This is a genomic window from Microcoleus sp. Pol12A5, from assembly GCF_036701435.1.
Classification (GTDB): Bacteria; Cyanobacteriota; Cyanobacteriia; order Cyanobacteriales; family Microcoleaceae; genus Microcoleus.
The window spans coordinates 25,635-49,604 of record NZ_JAUBQU010000041.1 but is presented as its reverse complement, the minus strand read 5'-3'; the positions used below and the strand labels follow the sequence as shown (position 1 = coordinate 49,604).

18 protein-coding genes and 2 pseudogenes are annotated in these 23,970 nt (G+C 44.6%); 11 read left to right on the top strand and 9 right to left on the bottom strand.

Annotation, left to right across the window (positions count from 1 at the left end; all coding sequences use genetic code 11):
• A partial coding sequence (locus QUA45_RS13640) for an ATP-binding protein (protein WP_333221078.1) occupies positions 1–349 on the top strand: 349 nt, incomplete at its 5' end.
• A 762-nt stretch (positions 350–1,111) separates the two neighbouring features.
• On the opposite strand, the pseudogene QUA45_RS13635 reads toward QUA45_RS13640, so the two are convergent.
• Positions 1,112–2,224 (bottom strand): annotated as a pseudogene (locus QUA45_RS13635) (IS630 family transposase).
• Positions 2,225–2,864: 640 nt separating this feature from the next.
• On the opposite strand from QUA45_RS13635, the gene QUA45_RS13630 reads away from it, so the two are divergent.
• The 7 genes from QUA45_RS13630 (at position 2,865) to QUA45_RS13600 (ending at position 9,803) form a co-directional block, all read left to right on the top strand.
• Positions 2,865–4,046: a BMP family ABC transporter substrate-binding protein gene (locus QUA45_RS13630; protein WP_333221076.1), complete on the top strand. Its 1,182-nt coding sequence runs from the start codon at positions 2,865–2,867 to the stop codon at positions 4,044–4,046.
• A gap of 192 nt (positions 4,047–4,238) precedes the next feature.
• On the top strand, positions 4,239–5,348 hold the full coding sequence (locus QUA45_RS13625) for an ABC transporter permease (protein WP_333221074.1): 1,110 nt from the start codon (positions 4,239–4,241) through the stop codon (positions 5,346–5,348).
• A gap of 41 nt (positions 5,349–5,389) precedes the next feature.
• On the top strand, positions 5,390–6,316 hold the full coding sequence (locus QUA45_RS13620) for an ABC transporter permease (RefSeq protein WP_333221072.1): 927 nt from the start codon (positions 5,390–5,392) through the stop codon (positions 6,314–6,316).
• A gap of 29 nt (positions 6,317–6,345) precedes the next feature.
• The gene (gene biuH / locus QUA45_RS13615; protein WP_333221070.1) at positions 6,346–7,035 is read left to right on the top strand and encodes a biuret amidohydrolase; all 690 of its coding nucleotides are present in this window, start codon (positions 6,346–6,348) and stop codon (positions 7,033–7,035) included.
• A 112-nt stretch (positions 7,036–7,147) separates the two neighbouring features.
• Positions 7,148–8,755 (top strand): ABC transporter ATP-binding protein, encoded by a 1,608-nt coding sequence (locus QUA45_RS13610; protein ID WP_333221069.1) that lies wholly within the window; start codon positions 7,148–7,150, stop codon positions 8,753–8,755.
• Positions 8,756–8,772: 17 nt separating this feature from the next.
• Positions 8,773–9,135 carry a cupin domain-containing protein gene (locus tag QUA45_RS13605; protein WP_333221067.1) on the top strand — a complete coding sequence of 121 codons (363 nt, stop codon included), beginning with the start codon at positions 8,773–8,775 and terminating at the stop codon, positions 9,133–9,135.
• Entirely contained in the window at positions 9,126–9,803 is a 678-nt protein-coding gene (locus QUA45_RS13600; RefSeq protein ID WP_333221066.1) for a cysteine hydrolase, read from the top strand. Before QUA45_RS13605 ends, QUA45_RS13600 begins: the two co-directional genes overlap by 10 nt.
• Before the next feature lie 21 nt (positions 9,804–9,824).
• Here the strand turns inward: QUA45_RS13600 and QUA45_RS13595 are convergent, their stop codons facing one another.
• From QUA45_RS13595 to QUA45_RS13585, 3 genes and pseudogenes are all read right to left on the bottom strand, one after another.
• A complete protein-coding gene (locus QUA45_RS13595; protein WP_333221064.1) occupies positions 9,825–10,016 on the bottom strand; it encodes a hypothetical protein in 192 nt (63 codons plus the stop codon).
• A 161-nt stretch (positions 10,017–10,177) separates the two neighbouring features.
• Positions 10,178–11,290: pseudogene (locus QUA45_RS13590) on the bottom strand (IS630 family transposase).
• Positions 11,291–11,492: 202 nt separating this feature from the next.
• Positions 11,493–13,706, bottom strand: coding sequence for an iron uptake porin (locus QUA45_RS13585; RefSeq protein WP_333221063.1), 2,214 nt, complete (start codon positions 13,704–13,706; stop codon positions 11,493–11,495).
• A 171-nt stretch (positions 13,707–13,877) separates the two neighbouring features.
• Between QUA45_RS13585 and QUA45_RS13580 the strand changes: the two genes are divergently transcribed.
• The gene (locus QUA45_RS13580) at positions 13,878–14,609 is read left to right on the top strand and encodes a sucrose-phosphate phosphatase (protein WP_333100079.1); all 732 of its coding nucleotides are present in this window, start codon (positions 13,878–13,880) and stop codon (positions 14,607–14,609) included.
• 430 nt (positions 14,610–15,039) lie between these two features.
• Positions 15,040–15,393 (top strand): DUF6464 family protein, encoded by a 354-nt coding sequence (locus tag QUA45_RS13575; RefSeq protein WP_333066483.1) that lies wholly within the window; start codon positions 15,040–15,042, stop codon positions 15,391–15,393.
• 239 nt (positions 15,394–15,632) lie between these two features.
• Here QUA45_RS13575 and QUA45_RS13570 read toward each other — a convergent pair whose 3' ends face one another.
• Together QUA45_RS13570 and QUA45_RS13565 are read right to left on the bottom strand one after the other, a co-directional pair.
• Positions 15,633–15,983 carry a late competence development ComFB family protein gene (locus QUA45_RS13570; RefSeq protein WP_333100080.1) on the bottom strand — a complete coding sequence of 117 codons (351 nt, stop codon included), beginning with the start codon at positions 15,981–15,983 and terminating at the stop codon, positions 15,633–15,635.
• A gap of 74 nt (positions 15,984–16,057) precedes the next feature.
• Positions 16,058–16,366: a DUF1830 domain-containing protein gene (locus tag QUA45_RS13565; RefSeq protein ID WP_333100081.1), complete on the bottom strand. Its 309-nt coding sequence runs from the start codon at positions 16,364–16,366 to the stop codon at positions 16,058–16,060.
• A 232-nt stretch (positions 16,367–16,598) separates the two neighbouring features.
• Between QUA45_RS13565 and QUA45_RS13560 the strand changes: the two genes are divergently transcribed.
• Positions 16,599–16,760 (top strand): hypothetical protein, encoded by a 162-nt coding sequence (locus QUA45_RS13560; RefSeq protein WP_333100082.1) that lies wholly within the window; start codon positions 16,599–16,601, stop codon positions 16,758–16,760.
• A 667-nt stretch (positions 16,761–17,427) separates the two neighbouring features.
• Here QUA45_RS13560 and QUA45_RS13555 read toward each other — a convergent pair.
• The 3 genes from QUA45_RS13555 to QUA45_RS13545 all read right to left on the bottom strand — a co-directional run bounded on the left by QUA45_RS13555 (position 17,428) and on the right by QUA45_RS13545 (position 23,881).
• Positions 17,428–17,814: a response regulator gene (locus tag QUA45_RS13555; RefSeq protein WP_333078038.1), complete on the bottom strand. Its 387-nt coding sequence runs from the start codon at positions 17,812–17,814 to the stop codon at positions 17,428–17,430.
• A gap of 403 nt (positions 17,815–18,217) precedes the next feature.
• On the bottom strand, positions 18,218–21,688 hold the full coding sequence (locus tag QUA45_RS13550) for a PAS domain S-box protein (protein WP_333221061.1): 3,471 nt from the start codon (positions 21,686–21,688) through the stop codon (positions 18,218–18,220).
• Positions 21,689–21,958: 270 nt separating this feature from the next.
• The gene (locus tag QUA45_RS13545) at positions 21,959–23,881 is read right to left on the bottom strand and encodes a response regulator (protein WP_333100085.1); all 1,923 of its coding nucleotides are present in this window, start codon (positions 23,879–23,881) and stop codon (positions 21,959–21,961) included.
• Positions 23,882–23,970: the final 89 nt, after the last annotated feature.

The following is a 23,970-nucleotide window of genomic DNA, read 5'->3' as shown; positions in this document are numbered from 1 at the left end:
TCAGGTATTTATGAATGTATTGGCAAATGCGATCGACGCCTTGGAAGAAAGCAGCAGCCAAGCCAAAGACACCGGAAATTCTCTCTTTCCTACTATTACCATTAAAACTGAAACGATTGATGACAAGAGCATTTTAATTCGGATAAAAGACAACGGTCTTGGCATTCCCGAAGATCAGATTGTGCGTTTGTTTGACCCGTTTTTTACCACAAAACCCGTAGGTAAAGGCACAGGTTTGGGTTTATCAATTTCGCACCAAATTGTCGTTGAAAAACACAACGGCAAATTGCAGTGCTTCTCAGAACCCGGTAAAGGTACTGAATTTATCATCGAAATTCCAATTCGTTGACATCGGGACGACGCTAATCAGGATATCATGCTTGATACGATCGGTATTTATCCAAATCCGCTTTAAAAACCCCTTGATAAGACTGGTTGAAACCGCTCCTACCCAATCGAAGTCAGAGTCCAGACTGACTAAGAAATAAAGGGGGTATTTAAGCCGGATTTGGTATTAGACGCACATCATAGGCAACAAGTGGTTTGATATCAAATCTTTTAGCATCGGAATTATTCCTATCTCTCTTCTATTCATCTGCGTGCATCAGCGTCAATCCATTGTCATCTGCGGTTAATAAATTCTCTTTTTTTAACCGCAGATACAGGCAGATAAACACAAATTAACGCAGATGAATTTATATCAATTTCGGTGGCACCATCCATTCTGTTAACATCGGAATTATTCCTATCTCTCTTCTATTCATCTGCGTGCAGCAGCGTCAATCCATTGTCATCTGCGGTTAATAAATTCTCTTTTTTTAACCGCAGATACAGGCAAATAAACACAAATTAACGCAGATGAATTCTATCCATTTCGGTGGCACCATTCATCCGTGATTGTTGACTGTTGACTGGATTTGACGCCCGACGATGCAACCGGAATTGATATGACACCCTACCCTAACGCGGTAAGGTGTTTCGGGCGTACCTTACATATAGCAGTTTTCAACTGAGTCAGGTAATCTACACTCAGCACCCCATTACCCATTATTAATGTGTACCTGACTCAACTGAAAAATACTATAGCGATCGCAAATCATTCGTAAATTAATTAAGGGTTTGATCGAGCAGCAGTTCCATTGAGTGTTGGTTCAAAACTACCAAATTTGTGTAACTTGAGAAAGTCAAAGCTTTGTGACTGTATGGTAAAATTGAAGAACCATTTAACCAAGGCATTCATAACTGAGCCGATTCCCAAATTTTCTCACCCAAGTCTTGGCATGAAGCCAAATATCTTCGACTGGATTCTGCAGGCGGAGCATTGGGAGCTCTCCAGGACACAAGTTAAAGGCCATTCATCCCGCTATGAGCCTTGATTAATTTCTTCTAGGTAAGCTTTCATCTCTTTATATTTGTGATAGCTAGCTCCCTCCCAAATAATTAAATGTCTGGCTTCGGGATTTAAAGATTGTAAATCTTTTAAGAAAGCCACTGTATTCTCAGAATTTGCCGTTGCATATTCTCGCAGAACAAACTGTGAAAGTTAAATAATTTACTGCGCCATAATAAGTTTGTTTTTCTCTCGGATTAACCAGCGGTATTTCTCTTCTCTCGTTGCGCCTTCCCCAAAGATAGCCACAGACATCTTCAAGCGAGTAGATGACACTCATAAATAAGATACACCACAAGCTTTCTCGATTCTATAGCTTCTCGGCGTTATTCAAGAATCTCACAGATTTATTGGTGCTTTTTTTTGACGAGTTCTTCATCACGTTTTGGATGCTTTTTTTAAGATTTTTTCCAGCTAATTCCCGCTGAATTGAAAAATTGGTAGTAGCTAGCTTTTGATTGAAATTAAATCTGATATTGCTCTGCTATATGATTTGATAATTCGGATAAATCGAGCGTGGTTTTTATTGATTAACCCTGGGATAATTTCGGCTCGTTCTTCAGGCTTAAGTTGTCCCCGCGAACCCTGATGATTTAAGAGCAACCCTTCAATTCCATGCAACGCATAATTAATTTTCCACTTACTGATAAATGGAGATGATACTCCCAAAATCTTTTGAATGGTTTCGCGGCAGACCCCTTCAATTAACAGGCGGATAGAAGCGGCTCTTTTAAGTTCTCTTGGGTCGGGATTGCTAGCAATAAAATTTTCGAGTGCGAATAAAGCTTGGACTTCATACTCCACAAATTTTTCGGCCGATTTCTTTTGGGACATCTCAACTCCTACTTAGATTCACGTCCTCATTATACATAATTTATGATTTACAAATCATTGGCGATCGCTATAGGTTGTTCAGACATAAAATACCTCTTATTGACTGTTATTAAAAATTACTGACAGTTTGTCTGAGTTTATAATCGCTTTATATTGTTTTTGATTCAGACATAACTTATTTTTATGTTGTGTTCCCGACTGAAAAGCTAGTTGTGTGCCAGAACTCAAAAAATATTTTTTGTTTGTGGTGAACATTATTGTTTAATTTTGTTCTTAGCGAACTTTTTGGGAGGCCATTTTGCGAAAATTATTAAGTTTTTATAAAAAAACATTCTCCTCAAAGTAATTCGGATAGAATAAACTTCATTGATTTTTAGGAAATTTACCTGTTATAAGACAAAATTTCAAAGTAAAACTAATTCAAGATTAGAATTAGTTGGGATTTGTAACGTATATTTTATATTCTCTCCAAGATGTGGTGTGAATGTAAGTAGTTATGGAGACGTTTAATCTCATTGTTGAATAAATAGGCTAAAAGCTGACAAATTTAGCGTGAAGGTATCTAGCAATTCCCAGCAAGTATAAGCGTTACAGCTTAGCTATGAATTCCTGTTAAAGACTTTTAGTGAGAACATAGAGAATGAGTACCAAAAAGTCATTGTTTATACATCGGCGTCAAGTAATTCGTGGGATTTTATCTACTACAGCATTTGCAGCCACATCGCGCCTTTGGACGGGATGTACTCCTGCTAAAGAGAGTCAAGCCAGCTCAGTGGGCAAAGATAAGCCAATTGTGATGGGATTTATTTATGTGGGTCCCAAAGATGACTACGGCTACAATCAAGCCCAAGCAGCAGGGAACGCTGGGGTTTCAAAATTAGCCTGGGTAAAAACTGTAGAGGAAGCAAATGTTCCTGAAACTACATCGGTACAAGAAACCATGAGGAACATGATCGAACAGGATGGGGCAACGGTTCTGTTCCCTACGTCCTTCGGGTACTTTGACCCGCATATTCTGAAACTGGCAAAGGATTACCCGGAGGTACAATTCTTCCACTGCGGTGGGCTTTATCAGGAGGGTAAGCATCCAAATAACGTTGGCAGCTATTTTGGCTACATTGATGAGGGTGAGTACGTAGCAGGCATTGTTGCTGCCCACGCCTCTAAAACCGGAAAATTAGGATTTATTGCTGCTAAACCCATACCGCAAGTATTACGCAATATCAATAGCTTTACATTAGGGGCACGCAGTGTTAAGCCAGAAGTTACAACTCAGGTGATTTTTACAGGAGATTGGTCTTTGCCTGTTAAAGAAGCTGATGCTGCTAATAGTATGGCTGACCAGGGTGTTGATGTAATTACCTGTCACGTAGATAGCCCCAAAGTAGTGATGGAAACGGCTGAGAAACGAGGCATTTTCTGTACTGGCTACCATGCGAGTCAAGCCCAACTTGCGCCCAAAGGATATTTAACAGGTGCCGAGTGGGACTGGACGAATGTCTATTCTAAGTATGCTGAAATGCTGAATGCTGGCAAGACACTGATGAACGGAGGCATTCCCCATTTAGTACGCGGTGGTTTGAAGGATGGTTTTTTGAAGCTATCGCCCTACGGTAGCGCCGTAACGGCCGAAGCGAAAAAGGATGCTGATGCTGCTAAGAGTAAGTTTCAAGATGGCAGCATGGTCATTTATAAGGGGGAAATAAAAGATAACACCGGGAAAGTTGTGATTCCTGAAGGTAAGGATTACAAGCAGCAAGACGCAGAACTAGAAAAGATGAATTGGCTGGCATCAGGCGTCGTCGGCAAAGTTACGAGTTAATTAGCTGATGTGCATTGAAAATTGTCTAGCGGACAACTTAAACGCTGATTAGCTTAGTAGGGGCGAGCAGGTTTGCCCCTACATACCCCTTCCTTTCCCTAAACGAGTATTTCACGCCGGTCGGCAACCGCTATACAAGGAAGTTTTTAATTCAACACTCATCATTCTCTTAGTAATTCATCTTGTATTCTGATGATGATTAACCGTCAAAACTGGCGTACAACTTTGGAAGCGGTTTCTATCCCGATCGCCGCCATCCTCTTCTCATTGGTATTGTTTGGAATTTTTTGTGCTGCGGCCCGATCTAATCCCTTTGCTGTCTATGCCTCAATCTACAAAGCAGCGTTTGGCAGTTGGCATTCATTCCAAAACACCCTGATCAGGGCTGCACCGTTGATGTTGAGTTCCTTGTGCACGGCTTTGCCTGCCCGTTTGGGGTTGGTGATTATCGGCAACGAAGGCGCTTTAGTAGTTGGGGGTCTGGCGGCTGTAGCCACTGGACTGGCTTTATCTTCTGCACCGCCGACGTTAGTCCAAATTGCAATGGCGCTGGCAGGAATTGTCTGTGGAGGTGTGTGGATTGGTGCAGTAGGTGCTTTGCGCTATTACCGGGCAGTGAATGAGACAATTAGCAGCTTGTTGTTGAACTATATTGCGATCGCCCTCCTGAATCATTTAGTCGGCGGCGTGATGCGTGACCCCAGCAGTGTCAATAAAATTTCTAGTTACCCGATCCCTGATGTGAATATGTTAGGGAATATTCCAGGAACCCGCGTTCATTACGGTCTAATTTATGGGTTGGTTGCTTGTGCGATCGCCTACTTCCTGATCCAGCGTACTACCTTTGGCTTTGCAGCTCGAACAGCAGGAGGTAACATCCGCGCTGCTCGAATTGCCGGACTTCCTGTCGGCAAGTTGACAATGGCAATCTGTTTCTTAGCTGGCTCTTGTGCGGGTTTAGCAGGCATGGTGGAAGTCGCAGCCGTGCACGGTCGAGCTAACGAATCACTTAATGCTAACTATGGCTACAGCGGTATCTTAGTCGCATTCATTGCTCGACACAACCCTATTGCTGCCACTATTGTGGCAATTCTGCTTGGTGGCATTCTTGCTAGTGGTGGCATCTTGCAACGGGCACATGGACTGCCCGATGCAACGGTTTTAGTGTTCCAAGGGTTGGTCTTTTTGGTAGTTCTGTATAGCGAATCGCTCTACGGACGTTTGCCATTTTTCAAAGAACGGTCAACCGATAGCCCTCAGCAGCCACCTTCTAGCGAGCAGGCATCAGTAGCCACTGTCTAAGCAATACGTTAAGCCAAAATCTCAAATCGGAGGAATCCACAATGGCAGCAGAAGTATTAGGTTGGTGGGGAGTACCGTTGGGTATCTTGGCAGGAACTTTGCGGGGTAGCGCTCCGTTTTTGTTCGTCAGTTTGGGCGAATGCCTGACTGAAAAAAGTGGCAAGATTAATTTGGGGTTAGAAGGGACACTGTTAACGGGTGCGATGAGTGCCTATGCTATTTCTTATCAGACTGGATCGCCTTGGTTAGGTGTTTTAGCCGCTGGTCTAGCTGGCATGGTACTAGGTTTTATCCACGCTTGGCTGTGCATACAACCAAAAGTAAACGACATTGCCGTAGGCATCGCCATGATTATTTTTGGTAGTGGCATTGCTTTCTTTTTTGGCAAACCTTTTATTCAACCAAGTGCTCCCCAGTTGCCTAGTTTCCCTCTGGGTGCTTGGAGTCATCTGCCTCCGGTGCAATCAGCGCTACAAATTTGTCCCCTATTTTTGTTAGGTGTAGCGATCGCACCTCTAATGCAGTGGTTCTTTAAATCAACTCGCTGGGGGTTATTCATTCGTGCAGTTGGGGATAGTCCCGATGCTGCCAAAGCAATGGGAATCTCCATTAATAAAGTTCGTATGCTGTGCATTATCGCGGGCAGTTTCTTAGCTGGAATTGGTGGGGCTTATTTATCCCTTTACTATCCCGGTAGTTGGACAGAACGCATCTCTAGCGGTCAAGGACTCATGGCGGTAGCGCTGGTAATTTTCGCCCGTTGGAATCCAGTTCAGTGCTTATACGCCTCGTTGCTATTTGGGGGAGCGCAGGCGATCGGCCCCGCTTTGCAATCAGTAGGGGTGGATTCCTATTACTACTTATTCAATGCTTCGCCCTACATCCTGACGCTGGCGATCATGATTATTACTTGTTCGCCGAAACGAACTTTGACAGGCGCGCCCGGAGCTTTAGGAACTAGCACGTAAAACAGGAATTTATCGCAAGGAAGATAAACATGGGACGTTTTGTAGAAGCTGAACCATATCCTTATCCTTACAATGGCGATTTGCGCCCAGAAAATACGGTGCTGCTGATAATTGATATGCAAATTGATTTCTGCGGCATTGGTGGATATGTTGATAAGATGGGCTACGACTTGTCACTGACTCGCGCTCCTATTGAGCCAATCAAGCAAGTTTTAGAAGTCGCACGGGCGAAGCACTTCCATATCATGCACACCCGTGAAGGACACCGCCCCGACTTAGCAGATTTACCAGAAAACAAGCAGTGGCGATCGCGCCAAATTCAAGCCGGAATTGGCGATCCCGGCCCCTGCGGCAGAATTCTAGTTCGAGGTGAAGCAGGGTGGGAAATCATTCCAGAACTCGCGCCTTTGCCTGGAGAAGCGGTGATTGACAAGCCGGGAAAAGGCTCATTCTATGCCACGGATTTAGATCTGTTACTGAAACGCAAAGGCATTCAAAATATTGTCTTGGCTGGCATTACAACCGATGTCTGCGTCCATACCACAATGCGAGATGCAAACGATCGCGGTTATGAATGTTTGCTCTTATCTGACTGTACGGGCGCAACAGATTATGGCAACCATCTGGCGGCGCTCAAGATGATCCAGATGCAGGGAGGAGTGTTTGGAGCCGTCGCTGATTCAGCAGCATTTATCAAAGCTTTAAGTGTTGAATTGTGAGGAAACAATAAAGTAAATACTTCAATCATTGAAATGAAACCCGCAATCTAACTAAAGAATCCAATCTCATAAATAGCCGATGAACTGAACACTTTACAGGCGAGATAAAAACATGACAGAAGTGACGGACTCTATAGCCAAAAACTCAGTAATAGAAACTCAAAAGTCTCTAGAAACTCAAAACTCCCAATTCAAAACTCACAACTTTATTCAACCACCAGAACTAGAGGTGGTTAACATGACTAAGCGGTTTGGCACGATGACTGCACTTGATAACTTCTCGATGACGCTAAAACCAGGGACGTTTCATGCTTTGCTGGGCGAGAACGGAGCAGGCAAAAGTACCCTTGTTAAATGTGTCATGGGTTTCTATACTCCTACTTCAGGAAAAGTCTTGATTGACAAGCAGGAAACCACGATCGCAAGTCCTCGCGATGCTCATAAGTACGGCATTGGCATGGTCTACCAGCACTTCACCTCTGTGCCGGCCATGACTGTAGCCGAAAATCTGGTTTTGTCCCACTTCGATAGCCCCAATTTGATTAATTGGAAAGCCGAGTACGAGCAGTTAAAGACTTTTATGAAAACTGCTCCTTTCCAAGTTCCTCTAGATACCCCGGTCTTTCAGTTAGCCGCAGGAGAAAAACAAAAGCTAGAAATTCTTAAACAGATATATCTTCAGAGTCGGATCTTGATTCTGGACGAACCCACTTCGGTGCTTACTCCGCAGGAAGCCGATGAGGTTTTAGGTTTACTGCGCGCAGAAGTTACTGCTGGAAGATTAAGCGTGTTAATTATCAGCCACAAATTCCGGGAAGTGATGGCGTTTTGCGATAGCATCACGGTGCTGCGTAAAGGGAAGTTTGCAGGTCATGGTTTGGTAAAGGATCTGACTGTCTCGGATATGTCTGAAATGATGATGGGTGAAAGGCGTGAGCCAAAACAAGTTGAAAAGACAGCCCTCCCAACGACTATTCCTATCCTTGAAGTTAAAGACCTTCATGCCAATAAAGACAACGGTCTGGAGGTATTGACAGGAGTAAACCTCACAGTTCACAGCGGCGAAATTGTTGGGATTGCAGGTATCTCTGGCAACGGTCAGCGGGAATTGGTGGAGGTGTTGGCTGGTCAGCGTTCTGCTACAGATGGAGATGTGCTGGTCAATGGCGAAGTTTATACAGCAACACGAGCCGAGATGTTTAAACATCAGGTCTTCGCACTACCAGAAGAACCCCTTCATAATGCTTGTGTGCCACACATGAGTGTGGCAGAAAATTTAGCCCTGCGGACGTTTGACCGCCCTCCTCAAGCTAAAGCAAGTATCTTACTCATTCTGAAAGAAATTAGGCAGGCGGCTAAGAGCTTAATTAATACTTTCAAAATTAAAACGCCTTCGCCAGATACTCCTGTAGGCAATCTTTCGGGGGGAAATGTACAGCGCACAGTGCTAGCGCGGGAACTCTCCGCCGAACATATTAAGTTACTAATTGCAGCGAATCCTTGCTTTGGTCTTGATTTTGCTGCTGTGGAGTACATTCACGGTCAGATTATTGAGGCTCGCAACCGAGGAGTAGCTGTGTTGCTGGTGAGCGAAGATTTAGATGAATTGCTGAAATTGTCCGATCGGGTTTTGGTAATTAGTGGCGGGAATTTTACTTATGAAAGTGCGATCGCAGATGCAGATTTTGTTGAGATCGGTAAGAGTATGGCAGGACACTAATCAATTTCGGAATACCTATGACTGAACTACTGAACCCAGCTTTGATCCTTAAGGATCTACCTAATATCGCGACGTGGCAGAATAACTTGCCTTGGCAACCATTTCGTGATGGGGTTGAAATCTACCGACTTTATGGTGACAACGAAAGTGGATCGGCTACTGCTCTACTGCGGTATGAGCCGGGAGCAAGTGTCCCAAGGCACACGCATACTGGTTTTGAACATATTTATGTACTAACTGGATCGCAAACTGACCAGAATGGCGAACACAAAGCCGGAACCTTTGTCATTAACCCGCCTAACAGTAACCACAGTGTTGTCAGCCAAGCTGGCTGCATAGTCCTAGTAATTTGGGAAAAACCTATATCGCTATGGTCTTAATATCTGCCCAACCTTATGATTATGAACTACCACTCTCTGGCGGTGTGGCTTTGGTTATCATCGATATGCAGCGAGATTTTTTGGAGCTTGGGGGATTTGGTGAAGCTTTAGGCAATGATGTCAGCCAACTACGGGCGATCGTGCCAACGGTAAAGCAGTTGTTAGAGGCATTTCGCGATCGCCATCTCCCTATTGTTCACACTATTGAAGGTCATCAACCTGACCTTTCTGATTGTCCTCCATCTAAGCAAAAGCGGGGTCAAAGTAAACTAAAAATTGGCGATCGAGGCCCAATGGGACGAATTTTAATTTTGGGTGAACCTGGCAATTCAATTATCTCAGAATTGACACCTATGCCTGATGAAATAGTAATTAATAAACCAGGCAAGGGTGCTTTCTATCACACTAATTTGGAATTAATACTTCGTGAAAAAGCGATTACTCACCTAATTTTTACTGGAGTCACGACTGAGGTTTGCGTTCAAACAACTATACGTGAGGCTAACGATCGGGGGTTTGAATGTTTACTCGTTGAGGATGCTACAGCTAGCTATTTTCCAGAATTTAAACAGAGCGCGATCGATATGATTCGCGCCCAAGGCGGTATTATTGGTTGGACTGCGAAGGCTGAAGTAGTAATACAAGCTTTGGAAAAATCGCAGCCTTAATTTAAATTAAAAAACTGTCTGCTATCCCAGATGTTTGGGGTAAGAAGCAGTGGCTGATACATTTTTGAGGGCGATTCCTATTTGCTGGCTCAGTGTATCTTGAAAAGAAATTTGCCAGACTAACTCAACCTGTTCTGTATTGAATAACTCGATTGCGTGGCAAACTAATATAGCCTTTCTCAGAAAGATGAGGTACGAGTGGGCAGAGGGCATAGGGCATACCTCACTTTTTTGAGAACCGCTATAATTCATATTTTATACAGCAGATTCCACGTTGATGAAGTACACCCGTCAAGCGATCAATCGCTGTAGGGAAACCGCACTGCCGTGTCCTCTATCTTTGCTATAGCGATCGCAAATCATTCGTAAATTAATTAAGGGTTTGATCGAGCAGCAGTTCCATTGAGTGTTGGTTCAAAACTACCAAATTTGTGTAACTTGAGAAAGTCAAAGCTTTGTGACTGTATGGTAAAATTGAAGAACCATTTAACCAAGGCATTCATAACTGAGCCGATTCCCAAATTTTCTCACCCAAGTCTTGGCATGAAGCCAAATATCTTCGACTGGATTCTGCAGGCGGAGCATTGGGAGCTCTCCAGGACACAAGTTAAAGGCCATTCATCCCGCTATGAGCCTTGATTAATTTCTTCTAGGTAAGCTTTCATCTCTTTATATTTGTGATAGCTAGCTCCCTCCCAAATAATTAAATGTCTGGCTTCGGGATTTAAAGATTGTAAATCTTTTAAGAAAGCCACTGTATTCTCAGAATTTGCCGTTGCATATTCTCGCAGAACAAACTGTGAAAGTTAAATAATTTACTGCGCCATAATAAGTTTGTTTTTCTCTCGGATTAACCAGCGGTATTTCTCTTCTCTCGTTGCGCCTTCCCCAAAGATAGCCACAGACATCTTCAAGCGAGTAGATGACACTCATAAATAAGATACACCACAAGCTTTCTCGATTCTATAGCTTCTCGGCGTTATTCAAGAATCTCACAGATTTATTGGTGCTTTTTTTTGACGAGTTCTTCATCACGTTTTGGATGCTTTTTTTAAGATTTTTTCCAGCTAATTCCCGCTGAATTGAAAAATTGGTAGTAGCTAGCTTTTGATTGAAATTAAATCTGATATTGCTCTGCTATATGATTTGATAATTCGGATAAATCGAGCGTGGTTTTTATTGATTAACCCTGGGATAATTTCGGCTCGTTCTTCAGGCTTAAGTTGTCCCCGCGAACCCTGATGATTTAAGAGCAACCCTTCAATTCCATGCAACGCATAATTAATTTTCCACTTACTGATAAATGGAGATGATACTCCCAAAATCTTTTGAATGGTTTCGCGGCAGACCCCTTCAATTAACAGGCGGATAGAAGCGGCTCTTTTAAGTTCTCTTGGGTCGGGATTGCTAGCAATAAAATTTTCGAGTGCGAATAAAGCTTGGACTTCATACTCCACAAATTTTTCGGCCGATTTCTTTTGGGACATCTCAACTCCTACTTAGATTCACGTCCTCATTATACATAATTTATGATTTACAAATCATTGGCGATCGCTATATAGCAATCCTGAATCATTTGTGAATTTCTTACTTCCTCCCCGCGGGTTCGGGGAGGGTTGGGATGGGGTAAAAAATTTATGACTCATTGAGGATTGCTATATAACTATGTTCAAGTCAGCCCTAATTTAGTTAAAAACTAAACTGCGTCCGCAAATTGCCTACAAAAATTGTCGGGTTGTTATCGAAATTATTGGCATTGCCGATCGCATAAAATGCCGGCACGATCGAAATATGGTCGGTGAGAGGCAAATAATAAGTTGCCTCAATGTCGTACTGCGTGCCGCCATTCCCTCCGCCAGAAACCAGAAACCTCCGACCGCCAGTAAAGTCAAAAGGTACTACAAATGACACCGTAAGCAAAGCTCCTTCTTTGAACAAATCGGGAAATGCAAGTCCTAACTGATAAGATTGATTTTTGATCGTGCCGTCGGGTCGGTTAGTCTTGGGAAATATATTGGTTTCGGCGTAGCCGTAGCGGCCGAAAAGACCAAAGCGGCGAGTGACTAACCAATCGAAGTTGAAACTATAAGTATTCGCAGTCGCATTTCCCAGGCGGCCGCCGAAACCGTCATCTGCCACACCGGTCAACGGCATGCTGTTAGGAGATCCAATTAAGCCGCCGATTTGCTGGATGTTGGAACGGCTGTACAGAAAGCGCAAATTAGCCCGATCGCTCGGACTGAATGTTAATTCTGCTGTAGTCGTATTCGTGCCGCCAAACAAGCCTTGAGACGGATTGGAAGCGGAATTAAACACGGAATTCGGCAAAAATTCCGTACTCTCGCCCAAATAGCCAAAACGCAGTTTCAATGGGCGGCCGATATCCCACAAAACCAAAGCACCGGCACCGCGTTTGGTAGCGCTTAACAAAGGGCTGTTGTTAGAATCAAAGCTGCTGACACCATCTACGAAAAAGTTAAACCTATTGTTGTCAAAGTAGCGGTAGAAATTAATCCTCGGCCCGACTACTACTTGCAAGCTGTTGCTAAGCGGGAACCGATAGGAAAGTTCTCGCAGGGTAACTTCATTGGGATTCACCCCAGCAGTCTGGTCGAGAAAAGGAGTGCCAAAGGTATTGAACAGGCCCGTAGAAGTATATTGATTGGCTGGGGAATTGCCGTTACCTACAGCTAGCTGTGTAATCAATTCGTCTTTCCCTGTAAAGGAAGTAGTGAGGGTCAACCAAACTAATTGGCTGAAAGTGATTTCTGGATCATCGTCCACTCTCTGCACAATTGGTCTGTTGGTGACTGGATCGCGTCCGGCTACTCGATCGAGCGGAGCAGCATTTCCATTTGTTGCTTCAACTCGGACTCGCTTGCTCGCAAAAGCTCCAGTCAGGTTAAACCAAGCAAATGCGTTTAATTTAGTGGTAGTTGAAAATTGATTGGCTTCCAATTCGGCAGTGCGGGCTTCTAAAGCATCTACCCGACCGCGCAATGTAGCTAATTCTGCTGCAAATTCTTCTTGCAATCTTTGCAAAGCAAGTAAATCTTCTCGCTGGACTAAATTACCAGTAGAACCGCCAAGTTGTTTGGTAATTTGGTCTAAGCAAGCGTTTAATCCGGCGGCGAATTCATAGCGAGTCATTGCTCGATTTCCTCGGAATGTGCCGTCTGGATATCCCGCAATGCAGCCGTATCTTTCTACTAGGGATTGCAAGGCTTGAAAAGCCCAATCTGTGGGGCGCACGTCGGAGAGCTGGGAAACAGAGGTGACTTGTGCTGCGTCTTCTTGTATGCTGAGGTCATCAGCGGTGCCCGTCTCGCTGCTGATGTCGGCAACTTTGCTGGCTTCAGCAACTTGTTGAGACTGAGGAGAGTTTGCAATTTCTAACTCCTGTGGGGGCAATTCGCGAATTGCCTCCGTTATTTCTGGGGCTGTTGTTGTACGGTCGACTGTTGCTATATCTGTTTGGGGTAAAGCGGGATGAACCCATTCTGCATCTGTGTCAGGTAAAGCCGGATCGACTGCTGCACTTGTTTCGGGTAAAGCCGGATCGACTGCTGCATCTGTTTGAGGTAAAGCACGATCGACTGTTGCTATATTTGTTTCGGGTAAAGCACGATTCACCCATGCTGCATCTGTATCGGGTAAAGCCGGATCGACTGCTGAGTTAGTCTCTGCTGCGGCGATCGCCGCTAACGGCGGTATCTCAATCTTACCTGCTGCCAGCGCTGCGTCTGGGTTAGCCTCCGGGACGGCACTCGCTTCTAGCGCAACTTCTGGAGTTGAGGTATCCTGAATTTGAGCTGTTGCGGAGATCGGCCCCAAAGGCACTGCCGCACCAGAAATCAAGAAAGACAGCCAAAAAGCTTTAACGGAGGTTGCATTATTCACCATAAAACTCACACCACTTATTGAAAATTAAATCTGGCCAATGTTAACCGATAAGCTTGCTTATAAATGTAGTTGGTTTAACAAATTCTTATAAATAGTTAAAATTATTTTAGGAAGCGAGCAATTCCCAATCACTAATGACTGAAGACTACTGACTCCTGACTAATTCCCCAAATGAAGTTTTTATTAGTTACAGATTTAGACAACACGCTAGTCGGAGATGACGCAGCAACTCAAGTTTTCAACCAGCGCTTGCAATCACAGCGATCGCAAATTTGTTTGGTTTACGCTACCGGGCGTTCTTATGCTTCAACTTGCGAATTAATTGCCCAAAAGCAACTGCTAGAACCAGACTATTTGATCGCAGGTGTAGGCAGCGAAATTTACCAAGACGGAACCCTCGACTTAGATTGGGCGGAATATCTTTCTCAAGACTGGGATAAAATGGCGATCGCCTCTTTAGCTCAGCAGTTTTCCCAGCTTAAACCCCAATCCCTAAAAGAACAAAATCCTTGGAAAATCAGTTATTGTTTGGAACCAGCAGCAGAAAATAGTTCGATTGTCCAGACTTTGCAGCAAAAGTTAACTGAATCGGGACTGCCAGCTCAAATCATTTTTAGCAGCAATCGTGATGTGGATATTTTACCGCAAACTAGCAATAAAGGTAATGCCCTTACTTATTTACAAAAGCGCCTACAAATTCCATCTGAGTCAACATTAGTTTGCGGTGATTCTGGCAATGATATCAATATGTTTGAACAGGATGTCCGGGGAGTAATCGTCGCTAATGCTCTGTCAGAACTCTTAGAATGGCATCGCGAATTTGGCACTACAAATCATTATTTAGCTGGTTCTGCCTGCGCTTGGGGAATCATGGAAGGAATGGCATATTTTTGGGAATTTTGATTGCCAAAAATTCGGTTTGGTTTGTACTGAAGACTTCAGTCCTCATACAAATCACAGGACTGAAGTCCTCAGTACAAACGCACCCGAAGCACCCCAAGTCATGCAAACCGTTAAAATCAGTTCAGGAATCTCAACCGCGTATCGATCAAACCTGCGAGTTGCGATACCATCAGCGGGTACTGCTTTATAAAACCTAATCGAACTTAACTTTAGTTAGCTCAAGCGAGTTGAAGTTTATTTCCCAGCCGTGTTGGATACTAGGCTATCCCAGGATAAGTCGGCTATCAGCCGATCGCCAAAGGTTCTATAGTTAAGTTTAGCGCCTCAACCTAAATTAATCTCTCTAGAAAAACTGATCTTTCTAGATCGAGAAGATGTAGGTTTAGTCAACTATTTGCCCCTTTAGTTCAGTTCGCGAACGCACCGCCACATGGAACAAAATACTTTACCCGTAGAGGTGATTCTCTCTCACCCCCGCCAATATTTAGGTAGCATTCGGCTGGATTGGACGCCACAACCGGGGAACTATCTAGATTTAGAGGGACAAACCTACGCTGTTTTGGAACGCCACCACCGCTATCAACTCAAATCCGGCCGCTACCGACTGCAAAAAATTGCCCTGTACGTGCAGTCGGCCACACCGCCGACGGAAAGAACTTTTGTAAGCGGCATCTGGGTTATCGGAGATGCTAGCTGCCGTTTTAATGCTCGATCGGAAATTCTGCGCTGCGCTGTCAATCCCAATGGCCCGTGCAACTGCTGTTGCGATTACCAAAAGTCTTGAAGCATCAAGTCAATCGATTTTAGATTTTAGATTTTAGATTTTAGATTTAAGCATTGACCCCACGGATAAATTCGGGGGCGCCTTTATCGGATACAGGTTTTTTATTTCTGGGTCCTGAGTCTGCTTTCGGAATGAATCCGGGGGCTTGTATCCTGGATGCTTTCGGTCAGTACACAATTCCACCTCGCCCAACCGAGAGAGCCGAGAATCTCGGCGTCTCCCTCATTTACCAGAAACTATCAAAACCAACTAGCAACTCTCGAATCAAATTTAACTTCTTCAGGCAGGCAGTAATCTATCTTCTGATAGCTGTGCAGCACCTCGCGAATTCCAGTATGAATCAAATTTTCTATGTGCAGCAACTGCTCTGAAGAACAGCGAACCTGAACTGTTTGGTTTGACACAGACTCGCTGGAGTCGAGCGCAGTATATCTATTAGGAACTCGGCTGAGGACATAAGCAATTAAATCTTGTCGCAATCCCGAAGGCGAAAAAGCTTGTTGGTAGGGGTGCTTCGGATAAGACTCCAAGATAATTTCTACTTCCTCTGTGACTACAGCTAAGGTAATATTGACAAGATTTTTCTGCATTTTCCCTGTCCCCAAACACTCGTTAACTAATATTTTTGCGGTCGTTCTCGATCTGCTCTGATTTCTCATGAATTTTAACCGGCTAATACCGCCAATTGTTCTTCGGTAATCGCCAGCTCAAACTCGGAACTTACCTCTTCTATAACCCGCAGCACGTAGCAGGGAATCTTGTCGGATAAAATAGCACATGGCACCCTACCAGTGTGAATTTCTAAGACTGCTTCTGCAGCAGCTTCAAACATCAGTCGCTGTCCCGGAAACATCACTCTTTCAAAGTACCAATTAGGAATGTTCCCAATCCGAACCACCTGAACTAGGTTGGTAACATTTGCGTAATAGCACAGAATCTGGTTGTTACCTTTATAAGATAGCCGATCAGACATTTAAAAATCTCCACACTCTTTCAAAAACTAACTGAGACTTGGCTTTGCCTATTAGTGGCAATTGCGAGTTTGGCTCTCGAGCAAACGACCGACTTATTTTTGGGGTATTATTCGAGAGCGCCAATCACATCTTCAGTTATTAATTTTTGTAGCATTGAGTTATCCTGCCAACACTTAGAGGTCTGGCGCAGAAACTCTGTTTTTCCCGGTTAAAAAACCCGGTTTGTTTGGTATGCAGGGCTTATATCCTGACTTATTTAGGTTGGTGGTGCTGTGGCACCAGTTAATCGAAAGTACCGTCACTTTCCCCAACTCTCCTGACAACAGGTTCGCTCTTTGGCAGCGGAATGGTGCTGAGAGTGCGATCGACCTTGTGATCCAGAGCTTGGGGTAAACTTTATCTAAAAAATATGAGGAAATTATGAAGACCATCATTTTTTTTGATAAATATACTTTGGCCGAAGCAGAGATTACAATAGTTAGGCAAAAACCTAGTTTTTTAACCAAAAACTTGATTCCATCTGTGACCCTGGGTTAAAAAACCCGCTTTCTCAGGGAAATCTGCGTAAATCTTGGATTAGCAGGCTGAAGCCTGGTTTTTTACCCAAAAACTTGGCTGCATCTGTGATTCCTGGTTTAAAAAATCGTTCTTGAGGCAAGTGCGTGTAACTTCTGGAGGAGTTATTCTGGCTGTAAATACGGTGATAGCAGATCGGCATTGCAGGTAACAAAAAACCCCGACTCCCTGAGATCATCTCTAGAACTTCTAGGGAATCAGAGTTTAAATTAACCAATCACCGATCCATCTCAAAGCTAAATCAAAAAAATGAGGAAATTATGAACATAGCCGGAAAAACTAGGAATTTCCTGGATGCAGAAACCCGGTTTCCTAACAATTTCGTGATGTTCGCAAGAATCAAGAGAACGAGATAGCGGATTTTCGATGGTCATTCAGCTTGAATGCCCTTGATTCTTCCGTCGGAGAAGGCCGACTTTGTTTGTCTAGTAGGGGTTTCAAATGCCGAGTTTGATATGCTATCTGCGATGTATTTTACCCCACTTTAAAACAACGGTTCCCAACCCAGAATTTCCGCCACTTGCTGTGCCAAACTCAAAGGATCGAAAGGTTTGGCAATCACCCCCCCTACCCCCAAATCAGCAAATTCGCTCAAATCCATCGCCTGCACCTTAGCAGTCAGGAAAATCACCGGAATCCCCCGAGTAGCAGTATTGTTTTGCAGCAAACCAAACAGAGTAAGTCCGTCCATATCCGGCATCATCACATCTAACAGAATAGCGTCAGGGAGGTGAGTTTCAGCTAAAAGCAATCCTTGGCTGCCGTCGGGGGCGCTTAGTACCGTCCAGCCGCCTAAATGTTCCAGACAGGCCTGAATCACGCTGCAGAGGTTTTTTTCATCATCGATGACCAAAATGCGCTTTGGTGACATAATTAAAACTCAAATTTTAAATGAATTATGGTAAACCGAACAAGGACTTACGCAACCTGGCTCATCAACCGGGTTTCTTGACCGATATAGCAGAAGGAAGAAGCAATAAAATTAAGAGTTTCAGCACTTAAGAACGTCCTAATCGAGCGAGGTTGCTATATTTTGTCACTCACCTACTGAAACCCTGAACAGAAAAATCGGCCTATCAGCCGGGAGCATCTCATATTTGTAAAAACACTTCTGACTCTTTCCTTCTGACTCTTTCCTCCTGGCGCCTGGCTCCTAACTCCAATTTTGAGCTTGGCTGCTTTCATTGAGATGCTCCCTATCAGCCTCCCAAAATCATCCTACCCGCGTGCGTTGCCAGGAACTTGAGGTTTCGCGAACTCCGGTAGAACCAATCTCAAACCTCCAAACTTTGTCCCCCTTCGCCTTCCAACGGTGCAGGCACTGTGAAATAGAAACTGCAGCCTTGTGAGACAACACTTTCGACCCAAATTCTGCCGCCGTGCTGCTGTACTATGCTGCGACAGATAGCCAAACCCAAACCCGTACCTCCTTTTTGGCGGGAGTCAGAAGCATCAACTTGTTGAAACCGTCCAAAGATAGTTTCTAGTTTATCTGCAGGAATCCCCCGCCCTCGATCTTTGACTTCAAATAAAACCCGTGAAGCGTAGCCATCCCGTAGGGAATCGCCCAAATCTTCAACCCTGACAGTGACTGTACTCCCTGGAGCGGAGAATTTAATCGCATTGCTCAACAAATTTACCAGCAGTTGAACGATTCTGTCAGGGTCAGCCCAAATTTTGGCTGTTTCGGGCAAAATCGACAAATCAATATTATTTTCCGCAGCCAAAGAAAGTACAGCTTCTGCAGACTTCCGCATCAAAACCTGGGCATCGCACCACTGCTTGACGAGGATAACTTGGCTCGAATCGAGCCGCTCTAAGTCGAGAATATCGTTTACCAAACGCACTAACCGTTCGGTATCGCTCGAAGCGATTTCTAACATCTGTTTGGCAGTTTCCGGTCGATTTTTCAGTACCCCAGCCGCCAGCAAACCTAAAGAACCGCGAATGGAGGCAAGCGGCGTTCGCAGTTCGTGGCTGACAATCGAAATAAACTCATTTTTCATTTTTTCAATTGCCCGACTTTCTGTGACATCTGTGACTGTGCCGACGTGACCAATTAGTTGAGATCTGTCGGAAAAAATCGGAGCTGTTTTCAGGCGACAAAACCGGATGGTTCCGTCTCGCTGGATGTGGCGGAATTCGCAGGAAAATTCCCCATCTAGCGATTGCGATTGGGACCACTTAGACAGAATTAGTTTGAGGTCTTTGCGGTGAACAAACCGCATCCAGCCGTTTCCTAAAGCTGCTGCTGGTGTGAAGCCACCAATTGCTTGACAGCGAGGATTTGTATAAGTACATTTCCCCTCAGTATCGATTTTGAAAATGCCCACGGGGGAACTCTCGCTCAGAGAGCGAAATAAAGCTTCGCTTTCCCGGAGTTCTGCTTGAGAGCTTTCTAGTTCTCTGGTTCGCTGCAAAACTCGCATTTCTAACCGTTCGTTGAGCTGTTGGAGGGCGGCTTCAGCAAGTTTGCGATCGCTAATATCCCGGTGCACTGAGACCCAGTGAGTAAACTCACCATTTTCGTCCGCTATGGGTACAATGCTCATTTCTACCCAAAATTCTGTCCCGTCTTTGCGGTAATTGATCGAGTCAACCCGCACAGGCTGCCAGGTTTTCAAAGCTGTCCGAACTCGATGGAGACTGGCGCGGTCTGTTTTTTCTCCTTGCAAGATGCGCGGCGTTTTGCCCACAACTTCTTCTAGCGTATAGCCGGTCATCCGCGTAAAAGCTGGGTTGACATAAATAATTCGCGGACCCGGTTCCTCAATCGGTTCAGCTTCGGTAATTAACACGGCGTCGTTAGTATTGGTGACTGCTGATTCCAACAGGCGCAACTGCAATTCTCTAGCTTTGCGATCGGTAATTTCTGTAACTGTCCCCACCATCCGCACTGCATCGCCGGCTTCGTTGTAAAAAAACTTACCTTTTCCCTCGATCCAGTGAATGCTGCCGTCGGGCCAAACCACGCGGTATTCCAGAAAGTAATCTGTTCGCTGGGCCAGGGTCTGATTTATAGTATTATCCGTATTTTTTAAATCTTCTGGGTGAATGCAAGCTGCAAAACTTTGATAAGTTCCCGCAAAAGTTCCCGGGGCCAACCCAAACAACTCTTCGTGTTCCCTCGACCAAACAATGCGATTTTTCTGCAAGTCCCAGTCCCAAAATCCGATTTTGGTAGCCGACAAAGCTAAGTTAAGCTGCTGATTCGTTTTCCGCAACTCCATGCTAGTAATAGCAACCCGTAGTTCTCGGGCTATTTCGATTTCGCACCGCTGCCAAGGTAAAGATTTTAACCTCACAGTTTCTTGCCACAAGTCAAAGGAATTGCGAGGAGACAGCGGCCGGCTGCCATCCGGTTTAACTTCGATTTCCCCGTCTGGTTTGCCGGCCCAGTTGACAGTTTGAATTGTTTCTGGACGGAACCACAAAATGTAATAATTTTGCATCTCGGACATGGCAAGTACCAGCAAACCGCTAGCAATTTCTTTAAACTTCTGGGAGGGCGGATACAGTTTTGAGAGAGAATCTGTATAAAAAATATCATTATTTATTTGAGTTTTTATCCAAGCAATTAAGTTTTCGATTTCTAGCACTTCCGGGGTTTGGCCGATGGTTGTTAAATTTTCATTTGCACACACAACTCCACCAGTAGCGCCCACTAAGGTCAGCAATTCATCTCCGGATTTAAGTAAACCTTCTACAAACCAGTGTGATTGAGAAATTTTGGTAATAAACTTATGGCAATTTTCTTTTAAATAAATTGCATATTCCCAATTTTCGCTATCTTGTTTGTAGCTAAGTTCTAGATTCACAAACTTTGCTAGCAGTTCGCAAGCCTTTCTTGTTTCGTAGTTGACATACTTTCGTGTTGGGTGGTGACAGGCGATCAATCCCCAGAGTTTTCGATCTTTGATTAATGTCAAGGTCATGCTAGCGCCAACGTTCATATTTTTGAGATATTGAACATGGCAAGGGGAAACGGCTCTCAACAAAGAGAAGCCCAGATTGAGGGGGAGACCTGTCAGCGGATTGCAGTGAGGAATTAATTCTATCGGCTGACAGTTAATATCGGGAATAAACCGAATTAAATTCATGTTGAACAGCTTTCTTGCCTGGGGAGGAATATCGGTAGCCGGATAGTGCAGTCCCAATAAAGGAGCCAAACTTTCTACTTTGTCTTCGGCGACAACTTCCCCCGCACCGGTGGTATCAAATTGATAGACGATCGCTCGATCGAAGCCGATCATCCTCCGTACTTCTTCCACTGCTGTCTGACACAGCACTTGCAGGTTGGGTGTTTTGTGGATTTTGTCGATCGGCTCTTGGACTAAATGATAGCAATTAAAACTATCGCTAGCTTTTGGGGAAACAACCGACTCTAATTCAAGAATTAATGCTGAACTAGATTGATGCAGCGTTCCATGAAAAAAAGACTGGCGGTTTTGGCTTTTGAAGGATAATTTGATACCGTTAGAGTGATGACTGTGTTCAAATAAAGCTTTTTCTATAGCCTCTATTTCCTCAGCCTCGACAAATTCATGTAAAAATTTGCCCAAAAGTTCTTCGGGGTAAATGCCGAGTTCCTCAAAAGTATTGTTGCTAACTTGCAAAATTTTCCACACAGGAGATTCCAGAACCAAAAGCATACCGTGAGGTTGAATCGAACCCGGGGCGTACATTAGTTCGCAGTCGCTGTTATTGAAAGTGCCTGTGTCTGAGGGCAATACCATTGCTTTCATCTGATTAATACTTCTCTAAATTAGCCTGTGTTCTCGATCGGCGGCCCAGCATCAATCAATAGCACCGCGTCAGAATCACAGAATCTAACAACCCCAAGTCTTGGCTAAGGCTTCCTGATTTGTTTCGGACACGCACTGCCTATTTGCTCTTAGTTATCCCATTTAAAAAAAAGAATACAACTGTAGGTACGTGCTCGAAACCCATATCTCATCAGTCATTCCCAGTTCTTCAATTCTTTAATTCTTTAAATGTTTAAATCTAAAATGGGATTAGCGCTTTGCCTGAGCCAGTCTGTTTCTAAGTTGAGTCCGCTCCAAACGATTCAGGAGGCGAGCAATTAATTCCGGTTTGACGATCGGCTTGTTCACGTAGTCGTCAGCACCTGCGACAAACATTTGGCGCACGATTTCCGACTCGGAATGAGCTGTCAAAAATAGCACGGGGAGCTTGCTCCAGCGCAAATCGTTGCGAACTGCCAAACACAGCTCGATACCGCTGTAACCGGGCATCTCCACATCTAAAATTAGCAAATCCGGACAAGTTGTTTCGAGTACCTCCCAGAACTTTTCGGGATCGTCCAATGTTGTTACTTGAAATCCCCAAGGTTGTAGAATCACTTGCAGTCCAGCTAATAGATGCACGTCATCGTCTACCACCATAACTTTAGCTTCAGCAGGGCCAGTCTGGTCGAGCAGTTGGGCGACTGCTTTGAGTATATCTGCTGGGGGGATAGATTTGTGCAAAAAGCCGGAAGCTCCCAAACGAGCAACTTCTATTCGATCGCTCAATTGATTGTGTCCGCTAAAAATCATCACCGGAATTTCGGGCTTTTCACTGCGGAGTTCGGCTAAGAGAGAAAGTCCGTTTTCCTGAGATCGGGAAAATGTCAAATCCAGCAAAATCGCGTCGGGAGGCTGTTGAGAAATCGCATTTCTTGCCGCTTGAGGAGAGTTGGCAACTTCTATCTGGAAGCCGGAACCTGATGCTACTGTTTTGAGTCGATCGCTCCCAAAAGTATCATCATCAACAATCAGCATTCGGCGCGTTTGGGAAACTGCAGGAACCAAATCGCCTTCTGGTTCGAGCGACGGGTGATCGAATATCTGTTTGAGCTGATGCAGAAATCCCTCAATCTGCTGAGCCGTCCCCGGTTTCAAGATGTTTTCAGCCTTGAACAAATGTTCTATCTGGCGCGCAACTTCCGAACCTTTTGGCAGGCCTAACGTTCCCAAAGAACCGACTAATTTGTGAGCTTGGGTCTGGGCTGCCTCCCGCACTTCGCCTTCCAAGCTTCCGTTGTTCAGTTGAGCGATCGCGCGATCGAATATCGCCACCTTTTCGATAAAATTAGCTTTTAAATTTCCCCGCATTTGGGCAATCGCATTCAAGACTTTGAGACGGCGCTCGTCTTTGTTTAATTCCTGGCTCGACCCGCTGGATTCAGTAGATAAAGTCTCTTGAGTTTTAGCAGTTTCTGCCGTTTCCTGCCCAACTTGTTGGCTCTCAATCTCCTCCGGCAGACTTTTGAGCCGATAGCCCAATCCGTATACGGTTTCCACTAAATCTACTGTCATCCCGGCTGCTTTCAGCTTCTGCCGCAGCCCCTTGATGTGAGCGGTAACGGCTTCTTCTTGAGGAAATTCGCCGGCCGACCAAATGCGATCGAGGATGGCGCTGCGACTGAAAATGCGCCGAGGATTTCTCAGGAAAAGTTCTAACAAATTGTACTCTTTGGGAGTCAAGTGCAGCACTTTTTCGGCATAAGTTACTTCCGTAGTGTCCGGGTTGACTTGCAGTTTTTCCCATCTTAAATTTGTACTCGACAAAGTTGCCTTACCCCGGCGCAGCAAAGCCCTAATTCGAGCGATTAATTCTTCAAGATTAAAGGGTTTGACCACATAATCGTCTGCACCCGCCTCTAAACCTTGGACTCGATCGTTGCTGCTATCTAGCGCTGTCAGCAGTAAAATCGGCATTTGGCAGCCGGACGATCGCAATTTTCGACACAAACTAATGCCGTCGAGTTTAGGAATCAGCACATCCAAAACAATCAGGTCGTAATCGTATGCCTGCACCAAATGCAACGCTGTTTCACCGTCTGCTGCCGCATTCACATTGTAATTGTGAGAGTTCAGCGCTTGAGTTAGCAAACTGACTGTAACTGTGTCATCTTCTACCAGCAGGATTTTCATAAATGTCACCTGTCCTTCCAACTATTCTTGGAACTTTTTATCGGTTTTTGGGGCTAATTAAATAGCCTTCCTACAAATGAATTTAACAA

Excerpts from the sequence above, each read along its gene's own strand:
- QUA45_RS13630 (WP_333221076.1), top strand. The coding sequence starts at position 2,865 with ATGAGTACCAAAAAGTCATTGTTTATACATCGGCGTCAAGTAATTCGT.
- QUA45_RS13625 (WP_333221074.1), top strand. The coding sequence starts at position 4,239 with ATGATGATTAACCGTCAAAACTGGCGTACAACTTTGGAAGCGGTTTCT.
- QUA45_RS13620 (WP_333221072.1), top strand. The coding sequence starts at position 5,390 with ATGGCAGCAGAAGTATTAGGTTGGTGGGGAGTACCGTTGGGTATCTTG.
- biuH (WP_333221070.1), top strand. The coding sequence starts at position 6,346 with ATGGGACGTTTTGTAGAAGCTGAACCATATCCTTATCCTTACAATGGC.
- QUA45_RS13610 (WP_333221069.1), top strand. The coding sequence starts at position 7,148 with ATGACAGAAGTGACGGACTCTATAGCCAAAAACTCAGTAATAGAAACT.
- QUA45_RS13605 (WP_333221067.1), top strand. The coding sequence starts at position 8,773 with ATGACTGAACTACTGAACCCAGCTTTGATCCTTAAGGATCTACCTAAT.
- QUA45_RS13600 (WP_333221066.1), top strand. The coding sequence starts at position 9,126 with ATGGTCTTAATATCTGCCCAACCTTATGATTATGAACTACCACTCTCT.
- QUA45_RS13595 (WP_333221064.1), bottom strand. The coding sequence starts at position 10,016 with ATGCCCTCTGCCCACTCGTACCTCATCTTTCTGAGAAAGGCTATATTA.
- QUA45_RS13585 (WP_333221063.1), bottom strand. The coding sequence starts at position 13,706 with ATGGTGAATAATGCAACCTCCGTTAAAGCTTTTTGGCTGTCTTTCTTG.
- QUA45_RS13580 (WP_333100079.1), top strand. The coding sequence starts at position 13,878 with ATGAAGTTTTTATTAGTTACAGATTTAGACAACACGCTAGTCGGAGAT.
- QUA45_RS13575 (WP_333066483.1), top strand. The coding sequence starts at position 15,040 with ATGGAACAAAATACTTTACCCGTAGAGGTGATTCTCTCTCACCCCCGC.
- QUA45_RS13570 (WP_333100080.1), bottom strand. The coding sequence starts at position 15,983 with ATGCAGAAAAATCTTGTCAATATTACCTTAGCTGTAGTCACAGAGGAA.
- QUA45_RS13565 (WP_333100081.1), bottom strand. The coding sequence starts at position 16,366 with ATGTCTGATCGGCTATCTTATAAAGGTAACAACCAGATTCTGTGCTAT.
- QUA45_RS13560 (WP_333100082.1), top strand. The coding sequence starts at position 16,599 with ATGCAGGGCTTATATCCTGACTTATTTAGGTTGGTGGTGCTGTGGCAC.
- QUA45_RS13555 (WP_333078038.1), bottom strand. The coding sequence starts at position 17,814 with ATGTCACCAAAGCGCATTTTGGTCATCGATGATGAAAAAAACCTCTGC.
- QUA45_RS13550 (WP_333221061.1), bottom strand. The coding sequence starts at position 21,688 with ATGAAAGCAATGGTATTGCCCTCAGACACAGGCACTTTCAATAACAGC.
- QUA45_RS13545 (WP_333100085.1), bottom strand. The coding sequence starts at position 23,881 with ATGAAAATCCTGCTGGTAGAAGATGACACAGTTACAGTCAGTTTGCTA.